17 protein-coding genes are annotated in these 15,754 nt (G+C 38.1%); 13 read left to right on the top strand and 4 right to left on the bottom strand.

Annotated features, from left to right (window positions below):
• Nucleotide 1 precedes the first annotated feature (1 nt).
• The 6 genes from flhA to CDOM16188_RS01975 are packed head-to-tail and all read left to right on the top strand — an operon-like array spanning nt 2 to nt 5,036.
• Nucleotides 2-2,164: a flagellar biosynthesis protein FlhA gene (flhA, locus tag CDOM16188_RS01950; protein ID WP_172197903.1), complete on the top strand. Its 2,163-nt coding sequence runs from the start codon at nt 2-4 to the stop codon at nt 2,162-2,164.
• Nucleotides 2,165-2,173: 9 nt separating this feature from the next.
• Complete coding sequence (locus CDOM16188_RS01955; RefSeq protein ID WP_172197906.1) at nt 2,174-3,196, top strand: DHH family phosphoesterase; 1,023 nt, start codon at nt 2,174-2,176, stop codon at nt 3,194-3,196.
• Complete coding sequence (locus CDOM16188_RS01960; RefSeq protein WP_172197909.1) at nt 3,193-3,420, top strand: hypothetical protein; 228 nt, start codon at nt 3,193-3,195, stop codon at nt 3,418-3,420. Before CDOM16188_RS01955 ends, CDOM16188_RS01960 begins: the two co-directional genes overlap by 4 nt.
• Before the next feature lie 19 nt (nt 3,421-3,439).
• Nucleotides 3,440-3,610: a hypothetical protein gene (locus CDOM16188_RS01965; RefSeq protein WP_172197912.1), complete on the top strand. Its 171-nt coding sequence runs from the start codon at nt 3,440-3,442 to the stop codon at nt 3,608-3,610.
• Nucleotides 3,607-4,500, top strand: coding sequence for a tRNA 5-methoxyuridine(34)/uridine 5-oxyacetic acid(34) synthase CmoB (gene cmoB, locus CDOM16188_RS01970; protein WP_172197915.1), 894 nt, complete (start codon nt 3,607-3,609; stop codon nt 4,498-4,500). Before CDOM16188_RS01965 ends, cmoB begins: the two co-directional genes overlap by 4 nt.
• A gap of 8 nt (nt 4,501-4,508) precedes the next feature.
• The gene (locus CDOM16188_RS01975; RefSeq protein WP_172197918.1) at nt 4,509-5,036 is read left to right on the top strand and encodes a PaaI family thioesterase; all 528 of its coding nucleotides are present in this window, start codon (nt 4,509-4,511) and stop codon (nt 5,034-5,036) included.
• Nucleotides 5,037-5,076: 40 nt separating this feature from the next.
• Here CDOM16188_RS01975 and radA read toward each other — a convergent pair whose 3' ends face one another.
• On the bottom strand, nt 5,077-6,417 hold the full coding sequence (radA, locus tag CDOM16188_RS01980; RefSeq protein WP_172197921.1) for a DNA repair protein RadA: 1,341 nt from the start codon (nt 6,415-6,417) through the stop codon (nt 5,077-5,079).
• 231 nt (nt 6,418-6,648) lie between these two features.
• On the opposite strand from radA, the gene brnQ reads away from it, so the two are divergent.
• Both brnQ and CDOM16188_RS01990 read left to right on the top strand, forming a co-directional pair.
• Entirely contained in the window at nt 6,649-7,980 is a 1,332-nt protein-coding gene (gene brnQ, locus CDOM16188_RS01985) for a branched-chain amino acid transport system II carrier protein (protein WP_169942977.1), read from the top strand.
• A gap of 187 nt (nt 7,981-8,167) precedes the next feature.
• Nucleotides 8,168-8,905 carry a hypothetical protein gene (locus CDOM16188_RS01990; RefSeq protein ID WP_172197924.1) on the top strand — a complete coding sequence of 246 codons (738 nt, stop codon included), beginning with the start codon at nt 8,168-8,170 and terminating at the stop codon, nt 8,903-8,905.
• Between the two features lie 27 nt (nt 8,906-8,932).
• On the opposite strand, the gene CDOM16188_RS01995 is transcribed toward CDOM16188_RS01990, so the two are convergent.
• The 3 genes from CDOM16188_RS01995 to CDOM16188_RS02005 form a co-directional block, all read right to left on the bottom strand.
• Complete coding sequence (locus tag CDOM16188_RS01995) at nt 8,933-9,070, bottom strand: hypothetical protein (protein WP_172197927.1); 138 nt, start codon at nt 9,068-9,070, stop codon at nt 8,933-8,935.
• 342 nt (nt 9,071-9,412) lie between these two features.
• The gene (gene ftsY, locus CDOM16188_RS02000; protein WP_172197930.1) at nt 9,413-10,282 is read right to left on the bottom strand and encodes a signal recognition particle-docking protein FtsY; all 870 of its coding nucleotides are present in this window, start codon (nt 10,280-10,282) and stop codon (nt 9,413-9,415) included.
• Nucleotides 10,282-10,950 (bottom strand): TlpA disulfide reductase family protein, encoded by a 669-nt coding sequence (locus CDOM16188_RS02005; RefSeq protein ID WP_172197933.1) that lies wholly within the window; start codon nt 10,948-10,950, stop codon nt 10,282-10,284. The genes ftsY and CDOM16188_RS02005 overlap by 1 nt, the downstream gene beginning before the upstream one ends.
• 71 nt (nt 10,951-11,021) lie before the next feature.
• Here CDOM16188_RS02005 and CDOM16188_RS02010 point away from each other — a divergent pair, with 71 nt between their 5' ends.
• Genes CDOM16188_RS02010 through CDOM16188_RS02030 form a run of 5 tightly spaced genes read left to right on the top strand, consistent with a single transcriptional unit; the run spans nt 11,022 to nt 15,631 of the window.
• Nucleotides 11,022-11,651, top strand: a complete 630-nt coding sequence (locus tag CDOM16188_RS02010) for a 5-formyltetrahydrofolate cyclo-ligase (RefSeq protein WP_172197936.1) — start codon at nt 11,022-11,024, stop codon at nt 11,649-11,651.
• A complete protein-coding gene (gene rny, locus CDOM16188_RS02015; RefSeq protein WP_169942981.1) occupies nt 11,572-13,125 on the top strand; it encodes a ribonuclease Y in 1,554 nt (517 codons plus the stop codon). Before CDOM16188_RS02010 ends, rny begins: the two co-directional genes overlap by 80 nt.
• 8 nt (nt 13,126-13,133) lie before the next feature.
• Entirely contained in the window at nt 13,134-13,724 is a 591-nt protein-coding gene (locus tag CDOM16188_RS02020) for a lipid-binding SYLF domain-containing protein (protein ID WP_172197939.1), read from the top strand.
• A 9-nt stretch (nt 13,725-13,733) separates the two neighbouring features.
• Nucleotides 13,734-14,303, top strand: a complete 570-nt coding sequence (locus tag CDOM16188_RS02025; protein WP_172197942.1) for a DedA family protein — start codon at nt 13,734-13,736, stop codon at nt 14,301-14,303.
• Nucleotides 14,300-15,631 (top strand): DUF945 family protein, encoded by a 1,332-nt coding sequence (locus CDOM16188_RS02030; protein ID WP_172197945.1) that lies wholly within the window; start codon nt 14,300-14,302, stop codon nt 15,629-15,631. Before CDOM16188_RS02025 ends, CDOM16188_RS02030 begins: the two co-directional genes overlap by 4 nt.
• Nucleotides 15,632-15,754: the final 123 nt, after the last annotated feature.

Raw genomic sequence — 15,754 nt, forward strand, 5'->3', positions numbered from 1 at the left:
CTTGGCTCAAAAAAAACGTAATATCATAACTTTAGTTGCGCCGTTTATCGAGCCTATATTAAGGCTTAAGGGCCTAGCGATCGTAGGCGTGATAATGGCGATTTTAGCTATTATCATAGTTCCACTTCCAAGTGCGGTGCTTGATTTTTTCCTTGCGCTTTCGCTATCTATCTCGGTTTTGATAATTTTAATCTCGGTTTATATACCAAAACCCACCGACCTTAGCACCTTTCCGACGCTAATTCTTATCGTTACGCTCTTTCGGCTTTCTTTAAATATCGCAACGACAAGAATGATATTAAGCGAAGGACACAACGGTCCTGACGCGGTTAGCGAGATTATTTCAAGCTTCGGGCAGTTTGTCGTAGGCGGCAACTACGTAATCGGTATTATCGTTTTTACTATTTTAGTGCTTATAAATTTTATGGTCGTTACTAAGGGCTCTACTCGCGTTTCGGAAGTGCAGGCTCGCTTTACTCTTGATGCGATGCCCGGCAAGCAGATGGCTATAGATGCCGATCTTAACGCGGGACTTATCGATGAAAAAACAGCGCGCGAAAGGCGCGAATCCATAATCGCCGAAGCGAATTTCTACGGAGCGATGGACGGTTCGTCTAAATTTATAAAGGGCGACGCCGTAGCGGGCATTATCATAACTCTTATAAATATCATCGGCGGCTTTTTAATCGGAGCTTTTCAGCATGATATGGACATGGCAAGCGCAGCTCAGACATATACGATACTTACCATAGGAGACGGGCTTGTAAGTCAAATTCCGGGACTCATCACATCAACCGCAACCGCTATCATCATAACCAGAGCTAGTAAAGATGAAGAAAATTTCGCAGAGGGAGTGCTAACTCAACTTTTGGGCGAATACAAAACCTTGCTGATTGTTGGCTTTATACTGTTTATGTTTGCTTTGGTTCCGGGACTTCCTACGCTTTCGCTTGGCTTTATGGGACTGCTTTTTTTGGGTATCGGATACATTATGAAGCAGACGCAAGAGGGTAAAATTTCTATCTTGCCGGCTTCAAAAACACAGGCTACCCAAGAGCAAAACGCTCAGCAAGCCGCTACTCAAAAAATTCCTAAAAAGAGCGATGAGGAGATAGCGCGCGAAGAGGAAGCGAAGATAAATGATATATTAAAGCTTGAAATTTTAGAGCTTGATCTTGGTTATGGATTGCTAAAACTAGCCGATAACGATCTGATAGAGAGAATTCGTGCTATGCGGCGTAATATCGCTACCCAGCTTGGCTTTTTAATGCCAAAAATTCGTATAAGAGATAATCTTCAGCTTCCGCCAAACGAGTATCGCTTTAAGCTAAAGGGCATCGTGATAGGTCAGGGTGAAATTTACGCGGATAAATTTCTAGCTATGGATAGCGGACTGGTTAGCGATACTATCGAAGGAATCGCTACTAAAGAGCCTGCATTTGGGCTTGATGCGCTGTGGATTGATTCAAGCGTGAAGGAAGACGCTATCTTAAGCGGATATACGATAGTTGATCCTGCAAGCGTGATATCAACGCATATGAGCGAGCTTATCAAGCAAAATTCAGCCGAGCTTTTAACTCGTCAAGAGGTGCAAAACCTACTTGACAAGCTTAAAAAAGAGTATCCTGTTATCGTTGAAGATACGCTTAGAATAGCGCCTATCGGGCTTATACAAAAGGTTTTAAAAGCTCTTTTAAAAGACTCGATTCCAATAAAAGATATGCTTAGTATACTTGAATCTCTTAGTGATATCGTCGAGGTTAGCAAAAATATCGACATGATCATCGAGCATGTGCGCTCAAATTTGGCTCGCGCGATAACTTCGATGTATGTAGATGAGAGCGGACGACTAAATTTTTATATCGTTGAAGCTTCTGCACAGCAAAAGTTAATAGACGCCGTGCAATATAAAGACGGAGCTTATCATTTGATGATAAATGTCGCTCAAACTTCGGCTATCGTTCAAGCCCTCAGAGACGCAAGGACTAGACGTGCGCTTTCTGAGCACGGAGCTATGGTGCTTTGCGTTGAGCCAAGTCTTAGAAAATTTATAGCCGATATCTGCACAAATTTTGGCATAGATATCGTGGTGCTTAGCTTCGCCGAGGTTGCGCCAAATACGCCTTTTGAAACGCTTGGCACGATTGAGATTGAAAATTTATAAAGGAAAAAGATGACGATACACCACCTCTCTCACACCGATCTTGACGGATACGGCGCGCAGACTATCACGGCGCACTATTTTAAAGATGTGAAATTTTATAACTCAAACTACGGGCGTGAGATCGATGAGAAATTTAGTGAAATTTTGGATAATTTGAATGACGAAGAAGCGATTATTTTGATAACGGATTTAAATTTAACCGTTACTCAATGCGAAGAATTCGAAAAAGCGCTTGACGGTAAAAACGCCAAGTTGATCTTGCTTGATCATCACCAAAGCGGAGCGGAGTGCGCGAGCAAATTTAGCTGGTATTTCCTTGATAGCTCAAGGTGCGCCACTAAGATAACGCATGATTTTTTTGCAGGAATTTACGGAGTTGACGAGAGTCTTAAGAAATTTAGCGACGTTGTAAATGCCGTTGATATATGGCTTAAGGATGATGAAAATTTTGAGATGGGCAAGGTCTGCTTGGGACTTGTTTCAAATGCAAAAGAGATAAATAAAGTGATGTTTGAGCAAGCAAGCTTTGAGTATATAAGCTACCTTATCTCAAGAGCAAGAGAGTTTTTTAATGACAAAAACGACTATATCGGACTTGACGAGGCTGTGTTTGGGTTTAAAAAAGAGTTTTTTAGAGCGGACAAAGACGACACGCTAAGTAACCTTATATCAAGCTATGTTGTGAAGTTACTAAGCGAAAACAAAGAAAAATTTACGATTAACTACAACGAATTTAGAGGAATTTTAACCTATAATATCGGAAATACTTCCGTGATAGGCAATGATTTTTTGGTTGCAAATGATGATATTGATTTTTTCATTGATGTTACGAGTAAAAAAACGCTAAGTTTCAGAGCTAACGGCAAGGTTGATGTAAGCGCGATGGCAAAGCATCTGGTAAATGGCGGTGGACATATAAACGCTAGCGGCGGGCTGTTTGCTGCGTTTAAAGATAGCTTTAATTATGAAAATATCAAGGCGCAGATGGTTGATCTGATAACTAAAAAAACTATGCAAAAGGAGCAAAAATGAGAGAAGAAGAGCTAAGTATAGATGAGTTAAGTTACGAACTTTCGGTCATGCTTGAGGGCATGCTTTACTACGCGGGCGTGAAAAAAGAGTGCTTGCAAGATGCAGCCGAAACTTATATAGAGTGCATTGAGGATGCGCTTGAGGGAAGTGAGGCTGAAGGTGTTGATGAAGTCATCGAAGTAATTGAATACATGAAGAAAAAATACGCGAAATTTTTTAAATAAGTTTTAATAGATGAGCCTTATGAGACAAATTTTGCTTTTGATATCGGTTGGAATTTTGTTTGGTGGGTGCTTGTTCGTAAATGAGCGCGGAGTTTCTACGAATTATTATAATGATTGTAAAGAGTATTATGACGCTACGGGCACTTACCGCAAGGATTGCCCGAAAAATATAGTCGATTGGCCAAAATGAACTTAGACGAAATCAGAAATTTACGCCTAAAAGAGCTTCATAGCAAAACAAACGCTGAAATTTGGAAGCGAATTTGTGATATGAAAGAGCGTGAAAGCGAACTAAATTTCGGCGATTGTGTAGAAATTCGCTCAAATTTAAATGAAAGCGAGCGTGCCGATATCTTGGATATGGCGCTAAATTTACGCTCGTGGCGCAAGGGTCCGTTTAAGATAGATGATATTTTTATCGACTCTGAGTGGCGAAGTTTTGTGAAATTTAACATCTTAAAGCCACATATGAATTTAGAGGGCAAAATCGTAGGCGACATAGGGTGCAATAACGGCTATTACCTATTTAAGATGCTACCTTTTAAGCCGAAAAAATTGATTGGTTTTGACCCTAGTATAAATACGTTTATGCAGTTTAAATTTATCAATCGTTTTGTGCGTTCGAGTATTGATTATGAGCTGCTTGGAGTTGAGCATTTGCCGTATTATGAGCATAAATTTGACACGCTTTTTTGCTTGGGAGTGCTTTATCATAGAAGCGATCCGGTAAAAATGCTAAAAGAGCTAAAAGGCTCGCTAAATAAAGGCGGCGAGGTGTTTTTAGATACGATGTATATAGATATGCGCGGCGAATTTGCGCTGAGCCCTAAAAAGACATATTCAAAGATACCAAACATATATTTTGTGCCGACTATAGATGCGCTAACGGGTTGGTGCGAAAGAGCTAAATTTAAGGATATTGAAATTTTAGCTACAAAGGATACTGATTTTAGCGAGCAGAGAAAGACGGATTGGATTTTGGGTCAGAGTTTGGAAAATTTCTTAGATGAAAACGATCCGAATTTGACTATCGAAGGGTATCCTGCGCCAAAAAGAGTATATCTAAAACTTGGAATTTAAGGAAAAGTATGAGTGAAAATATATTTGATGACAGTGTGCAAGAAAGCGTAATACTGCCCGAGGATGAAAACCCGTTTCGTAATGAGCTTAAAACATCTCCAAATATCAAGCTAAATTTAAGCGGAACGGTTACGGCGCTTGAGCCAAATCACGCTAAGACGAATTTTTTCGCTAGTAGCGAAATGGTGGCGGACAGTGAAGGGCTTATACATGGCGGATTTGTATTCTCTGCGGCTAGTTATGCGGCACTTGCTTCCGTAAATGAAACTCACAGCGTGATGATAGGAGCTAAAATTCACTTCTATGCCCCGACCAGACTTAACGAGATGATAGAATTTGATGCTCACGCGCACTTTGGCGAGAGTAAGAAACGTGAAGTAAGAGTAGTTGGAAGAACTAAAGATATAAAGGTTTTTGAAGGAACTTTTCAGATAGTTGTTTTAGAAGATCATATCTTTAAAATTTACAAAGACAATCTGCAAAAGCAAAGCGCTATAAGAAGAGCCGAGGAGATAAAAAATCAACCGGATGCCTAAACTTTATTTCTAAATGGTTTTACAGTCTTTGTTGATATCTTTACATCCACTCCAAAACCTGTGTGATGTCGCTTGTTGTGAAGCATTTAAGACCTTGATTATCAAGCGGTTTTGAAGGAATGATGGCGTTTTTAAATTTTTGTGTTTTTGCCTCTTTGAGTCGTTGATCTAAGTTAAAAACCTCCCTTATTTCGCCGTTTAGACTAAGTTCTCCTATAAATACGCTCTCTTTGCTGATCGGACGATTTTTAAAGCTGCTTATGATAGCCGCTATTACCGCCAAATCCGCTGCCGTTTCACTTACTTTAACTCCGCCTGAAACGTTTATAAATACATCGTAATGCCCAAGCGGAATTTCTAGCTTTCGCTCAAGTAGCGCTAAAAGCATATCGAGGCGATTTTTTTCATAGCCTGTGCTACTTCGTTTAGGATAGCTGCTTTCGCATACCAAGGCTTGAATTTCAACGCTTAGTGCGCGCGAACCCTCCATTATGATAGTTATTGCCGAGCCGCTAACCGCTTTTCCTCGCGTAAAAAATTTGCTTGAGATATCGTTTGCGCTGATTAATCCCTGAGGACTCATCTCAAAAATCCCGACTTCGCTAGTTGAGCCAAATCGGTTTTTAAACCCTCTTAGTATCCTAAGCTCTCTGCTTGCATCGCCTTCAAAATAAAGCACGACATCAACCATATGCTCTAAAATTCTAGGACCTGCTATGGAGCCGTCCTTGGTGATGTGTCCGATGATAAAAACGCAAATGTTTTCGTTTTTGGCTAGGCGCATTAGCTCAAAAGTTATCTCGCGCACTTGCGATACGGAGCCCGGAGCCGAGGCGATCTTTTCGGAGTATAGTGTTTGTATCGAGTCTATGACAAGTACCTTGTAATCATTTTTTCTGATTTCGGCCATAATGTTTTCAAGTAAAATTTCAGTGAGCAGAAAAAGCCCGTCCTTTACGGCATTTAACCTATCGGCTCTGATTTTTATCTGACTTGCGCTCTCTTCGCCGCTTACGTAAAGAGTCTTTTTATTTTGAGAGGCTAAATTTGAAGCTATTTTTAAAAGAAGCGTTGATTTGCCTATGCCTGGACTTCCTCCGATTAGCACTAAAGAACCCTCCACGACGCCTCCGCCAAGCACTAAATCAAGCTCTTTATCCTGAGTGCTTATGCGTGAAATTTGCTCTATCTTTATATCTTTTATCTCTTTTGCTAGAGCTGGAGAATTTGATGTTTTTGAAATTTCATCCAGTACCTTAATCTGGGTCTTGCTAAGCTCTAAAAAACTATCCCAAGAGCCACATTCAGGGCACTTGCCTACCCATTTACTTTGCTGATTTCCGCACGCTTGACATTCAAAAATAGTTTTTGCTTTAGCCATTTTTATCCTTTTTGTCGATTATACTTAACCTTTTATAAAATTTACGAAAATAGTGAATTTAAATTTTTGTATTCTTAAATTTGTTTAATCAAAATTTACACAAATTTCATTTATCTATTTCAAAATGAAACATAATTTTAATAAATTTTAATAAAATAGCACCAAAATAAATTTATTTTAAACTTAATAAAAATAAAATTAACGGTTAAAGTTTTTGAAATGGAGGTTTTTATGAAACCCGGATTAAGTAAAAATCAGTTTTTGGTTATCTCATTAACGCTTTTTGCCATGTTTTTTGGTGCGGGCAATTTCATCTTCCCGCCGACTTTAGGCAAGGATGCGGGAGAGAATTTTTATATAGCTATTATGTTTTTTTGCGCTACCGCGGTTCTTTTACCCGTTCTTGGGGTTGCAGGCATAGCAAGAGCTAAGGGTTTGCAAAATTTAGTTAGGCGCATAGATCCTGTTTTTGCGATAGTTTTTACAGTTCTTTTGTATCTTACGATAGGGCCTCTTTTTGCCATACCAAGAGCGGCTAATATGCCTTTTGATATAGCGATTAAGCCGTTTATAGAGGCTAGTAATCTTCAAATTTGGCTCTTTGTATATTCGGCGGCTTATTTTGCGCTCAATTACTACGTATGTTTAAATCCTTCAAGGCTTGTTAAGCTCCTTGGAAGATACCTTACGCCTTTGCTTTTGATACTTATACTTTTGCTTTTTGGGGCAGGGTTTTTATACCCTATCGGAGAATTCGGAACGGCAGTGGGAGAGTATGCCAATCACGCCGCATCAAAGGGATTTGTGGAGGGTTATCAGACTATGGATGCTTTAGCTTCGCTTGCCTTTGGTATCATCGTAATTAACGCTATCAAAGATAACGGAGTTCACGATGAGCGTCATATGGTTGTTTCTACGATTAAGGCCGGAATGATGGCGGGAATTATTTTGATGGTGATATATCTTATGCTTGGATATCTTGGTGCAACTTCAGCCGAGTTATTTAAGGATACTACTGAAATAAACGGTGCGGCTCTTTTGTCAAAAGTCAGCGATTATTACTTCGGTAAGATAGGTGTCGTTATACTGGGCTCTGCGTTTTTCTTAGCCTGCCTAACTACCACTCTTGGGCTTATAACTTCTGCGAGCGAGTATTTTGAGGAGCTTACAAACGGCAAAGTGAAATATAAAATTTGGGTTGTTTTGTGGTGTTTAATAGGCTTTGGCGTGGCAAATTTCGGTCTTACTACCATTATAAAAGGCAGCATACCTGTTCTTGTCGCTATATATCCTATAGCCATTATCTTGATAATTCTTTCGCTTATTAATCCTATTATCGACTCAAGCAAGCTTGTGTATCGCTCTTGCGTCTATACTTGCGTTGTCGTTGGGCTAGTAAACGGTCTTGATATCATAGGCGTATCTATACCGCTTTTAACTCCGTTTGTAAAGACTATGCCTTTTTATGACGCAATGCTTGGATGGATAGTGCCTAGCCTTGTGATGTTTGCTATAAGTTACGTTGCTTATCTGATGTTTGAAAAAAGAGAGGGAAGCTTTTGAATTTAGCCGATTTGTCGGCTAAATTTTAACTTAATATAGGAGATATAATGCAAAAAGATAATACATACTGCCTACATATTGAGATAGAAGAACAACAAAATAGCGTAGAATTTTTTAAAGATGTTTCTCTTTGCTTAATAGCATAAACGATTTAAACAACGCTATCTGCTCTTGTTTAAATGCAGAAATGGATACAGAAGTTATACTTGATGGTGTATCTAGCGGATCGCTAAAAACTTTTTTACATGACAATATTAAAAAAATACCCGATGAAGTTATAGCAAATTTTATTAAAAAGCCTAAAGAAGCCGTAAAAGATACAGTGGCACATTTTGTTATAAAAGCAAAACACTTGCTTCTTAAAAAATTGCAAGAAGAGCCAAAAGAGCTACCAAAAGCTACAGATGAAATTATTGCTGAAGTAATAGATGAAGCTGGGTTAAAAAGCTATGGGTATAGTGTAGATAAGTCTTCTATACTCAAATCTCTTTCAGACATATCAAAAAATTCAAAAGGATTTAAAAGGCCTCCTGTCATAATGGTTCAAGATGAAAATTTAGCTCTTGTGGGTGACTATACTTTTGACCCGCTAGACGTAGAGGGTGTCGTGCAGGATAAGAGCGAGTATCAAGGAAGCTTTTTTATTAAAAAGCCTGATTTGGCTGGAGATAGCAAATGGACTATCATACATGGCAAAAACATAGATGTCAAAATAATTGATAACAATTGGATCAATAAACTAAAAAATCATGAAGTTGTATTTGGATGTGGCGATAAGATAGCTGGAACTTTAATAACACATACATACGTAGATAGAAATTTAAAAGTAATCGGCACGGACTATTTTTTAGATAAGATTTTAGGAGTATACCCACCTAATTCTGGCGAACAAAAAACCATAGAATTTAAAAATCCTAACTCATAAGCTTAGAAACAAAGGCAAACGATGAGCTTAATATCTCGTTTGCGTCGTGCTTATGCCTGCGTCAATTCCTTTTTTAGCGTATTCTTTCAGACTCTCGCCAAAGCTTTTACCATTTTGTAAGCTCTTTGGCTTTTGTTTTAGCAATTCAAGCCCTTTTGGTGTCATCAACTTTGCTCTACTATGATATCGTCATCTTCTATACTCTATAAATTCGTTATCTCTCGGTCGTTCAATAGTAGAGGCAAAAACTCTATCAACATCTATTAACTTAACAGATGTTATAGCACAGCTCTTTAATGATAACAAATTTATATATAAAATTAGAGCTAGAGAAGACTTTGCTTGAACTTTGACATAACTTTTTGCTAAACTACAAAAACAAGGCAATAAAAGCCCTGAAATGAGTGGGTTTTGATAGTTTTTCTTTATCAAAGTTAATAGGAGAAAAGGATTAAATTCAGCATGCAAATAAATTTATTTTGTTACACAAATTTTATAGCTAAAATTTCAGCTATACATCCCGTCTACTAAGGTATCCACAAATTCGTTAGGCTCAAATTTAACTAGATCGTTCATGCTTTCACCGACTCCGATGTAGAGTATAGGTAGCTCAAGTTCTCTTGCTACCCCAAACAGCGCTCCGCCCTTAGGCGTGCCGTCAAGTTTTGTTATGATAACGCCGTCAAGCTTAACTATGTCGTTAAACGCCTTAGCTTGAGCAACTCCGGCGTTGCCTTGAGTGCCGTCAAGCACTAAAATTTTACGGTGAGGCGCATTTTCATAAGCTCTAGCACTTATTCGAACTATCTTGCTAAGCTCATTTGCCAAATTTGTCTGATTTTGAAGTCTGCCGGCGGTATCTAAAAGTACGTTATCTATGTTTTTTGCGAGTGCTGAAGAGATAGTATCAAAAGCGACCGCCGAAGGATCATGTCCCTGATTTGTAGCTATGATAGGAACTTCTATGCGTTTTGCCCACTGTTTTAACTGCTCGATGGCTCCTGCTCTAAATGTATCGCAAGCTCCTAGAATAACGCTTTTATTAGAAGTTTTATATAAATTTGCAAGCTTTGCGATGGTTGTAGTTTTACCCGCACCATTTACGCCTAAAATAAGCTCTACAAAGGGCTTATCCGGCTTTATCTCTGCGACATTTTCGTATATGAAATAAGTCTTTAAAATTCTCTTTAGATCATCTTTTTTAACCTCGTCTTGAGGCGGAAGATAATAGATGATCTCTTCGACTATCTCGTAGCTTACGTCAGCTTCTAAAAGCATCTCTTCTAAAATTTCTTTTGAAATTTTTTTATCCGCCGGTCTTGAGGAGCGAATCGCCTCAAGTGTTTTGTCAAGCCCCTTTTTAAAAAATCCAAACATCAGTTAATCACCTTACTTATATCGCTTTCTAGCATCTCTTCAGGAACTAGCCCTACGTAGTGAGTCGCGTATGTCCCGTCCGGTTTATAAAGCACCATATACGGTATGCCGACAACTCCACCTAAAGACTTTGCGAAGTGGAAGTTGTTCGCGCCGTAAGTTATATCAAATTTTACCTTGTAATGCTTAGCAAACGCTTCAATCTCGTCTTTTGCCTTATCCTCCATCAAAACGCTTATGATTTTAAGCTTGCCTTTAAATTTATCTTGCAAGTTGTTTAAGTGCGGTATCTCTGCCTTACAAGGAGGGCACCAAGTGGCAAAAAAGTTAAAAAGTATCGCCTGATCATTTCCTTCAACCTTGACTCCGCGATCAAATTTTTGAAGTTTTATCTTCTCTTCGTTTAAGAATGTAAGCTCAAATGGATCATTTGAAGTTGCATCGTCTTTTTTGGCCGTCTCTTTTTTGGCCTCTTGCTTTTGTTCCTCTTTGATTTCCGCTTGTTTTATCTCTTGATTTGTCTGGTTATCGCTTTTTTTTATCTCTTTTGATTCACTTGTTTTGGCTGGTTGCACACTTGGAGTATCATTGCTTGATTTTTTATCCGTATCGCTGCAACCGCTTACAAAAAATATTAAAAATGTTATAATCAGTAGTCTGAATTTCATATAGTTTCCTGTTGTTAAATTTGAAGTTCAGCGTGAATTATACATTACTTTCATAAAATGAGTGTTAAATTTTGCAAAAAGAAAATTTTAGAAAAGATAGCAGAATAAGAATAAAAAGAGAGCTTAAATTCAAGGCTAAATCATCGCATTATAAGATGTTTGAGCCGCTTTTAAATTTGCTTGACGAGTTAAGACCTAAGCGAATTTTGATATTTATTCCTCTGCCGTCCGAGCCGAATTTGCAAATTTTAAAGAGAAAATTATGTAAAAAATATGAAATTTTTATTCCGTTTATGTTTGATATTAGTTTAAAAATGGTAAAATCAAAACTTCCGCTAAAGCGTTCAAAATTTGGGATTAAAGAGCCTATCTCACCTAAATTTTTAAACAAGCGGATAGACGTAGCTATCGTTCCCGTCCTTGGGGTTGACGGAAATATGGCTAGGATAGGGCACGGAAAAGGTTTTTATGATAGATTTTTTAGTGATTTACCTTACCGACCTATTGTGATATTTGTTCAGATTAAAGAGAATTTTATCGATAAAATCATCACTCAAAATCACGATATCCAAGGTGATTTTTACATTACCCCTACCAAAAATTATATAAAAAGAGGAACTTATGATAGAAGTTTTAGTAGGATTAGGAGCAGGTGCGGTGGGCGTTGGCGCAGGATATCTTGTCGCCAAAAAGATAAATGACGCAAACTATAATATATTTTTAGAACAGGCAAAAGCAAAAGCAAAGGCAATCGAGTATGAGGCTGAATTAACGCTTAAAAACTCTAAAATTTCAGTTCAAGAGGCTGAATTTGAAGCCAAGAAAAAATATGACGATAAGACAATTAAGCTACAAAAAGAGTACGGGCAGAAATTTGACGAGCTTGGCAAGAGAGAGCAAGCTCTTTTAAACGAACAAGAAATTTTAAAAGAGAGCAAAGACGAGCTTGAAAGATCAAAAACCGAAGCTAAAAATTTATACGAAGAGGGCGTAAATTTAAAGGTAAGCTATCAAGCTAAACTGCAAGAAGCGCTTAAGGTGCTTGAGCATGCGGCGGGTTTAACCGAAGAAGAGGCTCGTGAAGTCGTGCTTAAGAAGGTTGAAGAAAAGAGTCGCGCAGATATCGCTCATATCGTAAGAAAACATGAAGAAGAGGCTAAAAGAGAAGCCAAAAAGAGAGTAAATTACATCCTTGCTCAGGCTACTTCGCGCTTTGCGGGCGAATTTGCGGCTGAGAGACTAATTAATGTCGTAAATATCAAAAACGATGAGCTAAAAGGAAGAATCATCGGAAAAGAGGGGCGAAATATCAAGACCCTTGAGATGGTTTTGGGTGTTGATATCATAATTGACGATACTCCTAACGCGATTATATTAAGCAGCTTTAATCTTTACAGACGTGCAATCGCTACGAGGGTTATCGAGCTTTTGGTGGAAGACGGACGAATTCAGCCTGCAAGAATTGAAGATATACATAAAAAAGTATGTGAAGAATTTGAAGCCAGCATAATGGAAGAGGGCGAAAATATAGTAATAGACCTTGGTCTTAGCAAGATGCATCCTGAGATCGTAAAGCTAATAGGCAAGCTCAAATTTAGAGCTAGCTACGGACAAAACGCACTTGCGCATAGTCTTGAAGTGGCTCATCTTGCAGGTATAATAGCTGCAGAAACGGGCGGAGATGAGAAGCTTGCAAAAAGAGCTGGAATTCTTCATGATATAGGCAAGGCTTTAACTCACGAATACGAGGGAAGCCATGTTGATTTGGGCGCTGAAATTTGCAAACGTTACAAAGAACACCCTGTCGTTATAAATGCTATATATGCTCATCACGGTCATGAAGAAGCAACAAGCGTAGAGAGCGCTGCCGTTTGTGCGGCTGACTGCTTAAGTGCGGCGCGTCCGGGCGCTAGAAGAGAGGTTCTTGAAAGCTTCTTAAAACGCGTTGAAGAGATAGAAAATATCGCAAAAAGCAAAGAGGGTATCAAACAAGCTTACGCTATAAATGCAGGACGTGAAATTCGCGTTATAGCCAATGCAAAACTTATAAACGACGATGAAGCGGTGCTTGTAGCTAAGGAGATAGCGCAAGAGATCGAGGATAAGGTTCAGTATCCGGGCGAGATAAAAGTAAATGTTATAAGAGAAGTTCGCGCGGTTGATTACGCGAAGTAAGGTATTTGATGAAGAAAATTTTACTGATAATTTTTAGTGCGATTTTGCTCTTTGCAAACGATGAACTTGTGCTTGATGCCTCAAATTCATTTACCTTAACGATGAGAAAAAACAGCTCCGCTCCGACAAAGGCGCTTATGCAAAATGCAAAGGCGGTAGTTGTATTTCCTAGTGTGAAAAAAATAGGACTAGTTCTTGGCGGTATGCACGGCAAGGGTATAATGGTACTGGGCAATCCTTACTCGCCAAGCGAGCTTGTGCCAGTGGAGATAAGCGGCGGAAGCATAGGGCTTCAGATAGGTTATGAAAACAGCTCTTTAGTGCTATTTATAATGAAAGATAGCCTTATAGAAGATATCAAGCAAGGAAAGATAACCATAGAAGCTGGAGCTTCGTTTGCGTTTGGAGATATAGGCGATAACTACGCTAAGATGAGCGATTTTAGCTTTTCAAGCAGCATATATGCCTACGCAAGCAATGATGGATTTTTCGCAGGAGCAAGCTTTGGCGGGGCAGTAATATCAAAAAGCAACGAAAGCTCTCCTAAGATGGACTCATACGGCTTTTCATCTTTGATGAACGCTTTTTCTAAATTTTAAGGATAGCCTTTGCAAGATATGCTCACATCGCTATCCACTTATGGATATATAGTTTTGTTTTTGTACTCTCTTGGCGGCGGTATGGTTGCCATCATTGCAGCAGGAGTTTTGAGTTATGCCGGGAAAATGGATTTAAGCGTAAGTATCGTAGTGGCGACAGCGGCAAACACTATAGGCGATATGATGCTTTTTTATGTAGGCCGCTACAACAAACAAGCCGTCATGCCCTATCTTGCAAATCATAAACGCAAGCTTGCATACTCGCATATTTTGATGAAAAGACACGGGGATAAAGTGATCTTTATGCAAAAATTTGTTTATGGCATAAAGACTTTAGTGCCTATCGCTATCGGTCTTACGAAATATCCTGTGGTCAAATTTGGTGTTTTAAATTTGCTTGCCTCTATCCTCTGGGCTATTGCGCTTGGTGTGGGAAGCTTTTATATGGGTGAAATTTTTATGAATATAGGCTCGTATTTCGGCTCGCACGGTTGGATTATGCCTATTATTATGTTTGTGCTTTTGGGTTCTATTTGGTTTTATCTACAACAAGTAACTAAAAAAAAGGAAAAAAATTGAAGAAAATTTTAATATTTGTAGCGGTTTTGGCTGCTTTGATATTTGGAGGGCTTAAATTTTACTCTATGAAAGTGGAGGAGAAATTTTATAGCGTTCTTAATAGTATAAAGAGTGTAGAGGCTGTTGCGGTAGAAAATGAGAAATTTAACGCAGGATTCTTTGCTTCTAACGGAAATTTTGATGTTGTTATCAAAAAAGATAGCATAAACAATCTTTTTGCTCTTAATAAAGAAGATGGTCTTAAGGAGGATTTAAAGCTCAAAATCACCTCTTCTATAAGTCATGGAGTTTCAAATTTGATAAATGGAATTGAAACTATCGGTGATGTAGAGCTAGCAAGCGAAAATTTAAAAGATGTATCAAATAAAATTTTTGACACCGCTAAGCCTCTTAAATTTAAAGTGATCGAAAAGATAGGCGGGGACAAAAACGCCCGTTTCGAGCTTGTTAAGATAAACAAAGAAGTGGATGGAGTTAAATTTAATATGGCTGATACTTTTATGGATTTTAAGCTTGATGATGCTTATAAAATTTTGCAGAGCAAAATTTCAAATGACTTTATAAAAGTTAATGACGATTCTATGAATATTACCTTTGAGGGTATTCATTATGATGTTATATACGAAAAACCTCTTGATATGTCAAGTCTTGCAAACTATACTTTCGCCAATGATGTTGCTAAGACCAATATCAAAAAAATAGGCTTAAATTTTATGCAAAATTCTCTAGATATAAGCGATATATCTAGCGATACTAAACTGATAACAGACAGCCAAACTATAGCCCAAGTTGATAGCACTAAGATTGCTAAAATCAAGTATGATGATATAGAGCTTGTTGATTTTGTTATAGATACAAGAGTTGAGAATATTGATAAAAAATCCATAGAAGGCATTTTAAATTCCAAAGCTAAAGATGACGAACTGTATTTTCAAGAGCTTCAAAATATGTTTCAAACGATACTTCAAAGAGGACCTAGGCTCGTGTTTGAAAAGCTAAATTTTAAGAATAGTGACAATAAAACATATGAGTCAAATTTGGAAATTTCATTAGATCCTTCAAGTGGGCAAGATTTTTCTATGATGTATAGCATTATGAGAATTTTGAATTTAAACGGATATATTAAGATAGACACTACGCCCGGGGAATTTCTGTTTAAAAATTTGCAAGATCAAAAAGCTATGATAGATCAAAGCTTACTTGATAGCGGAGTTTTTGTCCAAAACGGCAATAGCTATGAATCCAAATTTAATTACAATAAACGCACTCAGGATATTATTTTTAACAATAAAATTTCTCTTAAAACTTTTTTAGCTACGATGTTTTAATAAATTTTATAAATTTACGCGCTTAGACTAGTTTTTTATCTTAGTTTAAGCGTGATTTCTATATACTTCAATTTCCGCTTCACAAAAACGGATAACAACAATTAAACTAAAATTTAATCGTCA

This window comes from Campylobacter sp. RM16188 (genome assembly GCF_012978795.1).
GTDB lineage: Bacteria > Campylobacterota > Campylobacteria > Campylobacterales > Campylobacteraceae > Campylobacter_A > Campylobacter_A canis.

Excerpts from the sequence above, each read along its gene's own strand:
- rny (WP_169942981.1), top strand. The coding sequence starts at position 11,572 with ATGATAGAAGTTTTAGTAGGATTAGGAGCAGGTGCGGTGGGCGTTGGC.
- radA (WP_172197921.1), bottom strand. The coding sequence starts at position 6,417 with ATGGCTAAAGCAAAAACTATTTTTGAATGTCAAGCGTGCGGAAATCAG.
- CDOM16188_RS01995 (WP_172197927.1), bottom strand. The coding sequence starts at position 9,070 with ATGACACCAAAAGGGCTTGAATTGCTAAAACAAAAGCCAAAGAGCTTA.
- CDOM16188_RS01990 (WP_172197924.1), top strand. The coding sequence starts at position 8,168 with ATGGATACAGAAGTTATACTTGATGGTGTATCTAGCGGATCGCTAAAA.
- ftsY (WP_172197930.1), bottom strand. The coding sequence starts at position 10,282 with ATGTTTGGATTTTTTAAAAAGGGGCTTGACAAAACACTTGAGGCGATT.
- CDOM16188_RS01965 (WP_172197912.1), top strand. The coding sequence starts at position 3,440 with ATGAGACAAATTTTGCTTTTGATATCGGTTGGAATTTTGTTTGGTGGG.
- cmoB (WP_172197915.1), top strand. The coding sequence starts at position 3,607 with ATGAACTTAGACGAAATCAGAAATTTACGCCTAAAAGAGCTTCATAGC.
- CDOM16188_RS01955 (WP_172197906.1), top strand. The coding sequence starts at position 2,174 with ATGACGATACACCACCTCTCTCACACCGATCTTGACGGATACGGCGCG.
- CDOM16188_RS02005 (WP_172197933.1), bottom strand. The coding sequence starts at position 10,950 with ATGAAATTCAGACTACTGATTATAACATTTTTAATATTTTTTGTAAGC.
- CDOM16188_RS01975 (WP_172197918.1), top strand. The coding sequence starts at position 4,509 with ATGAGTGAAAATATATTTGATGACAGTGTGCAAGAAAGCGTAATACTG.
- brnQ (WP_169942977.1), top strand. The coding sequence starts at position 6,649 with ATGAAACCCGGATTAAGTAAAAATCAGTTTTTGGTTATCTCATTAACG.
- CDOM16188_RS02020 (WP_172197939.1), top strand. The coding sequence starts at position 13,134 with ATGAAGAAAATTTTACTGATAATTTTTAGTGCGATTTTGCTCTTTGCA.
- CDOM16188_RS01960 (WP_172197909.1), top strand. The coding sequence starts at position 3,193 with ATGAGAGAAGAAGAGCTAAGTATAGATGAGTTAAGTTACGAACTTTCG.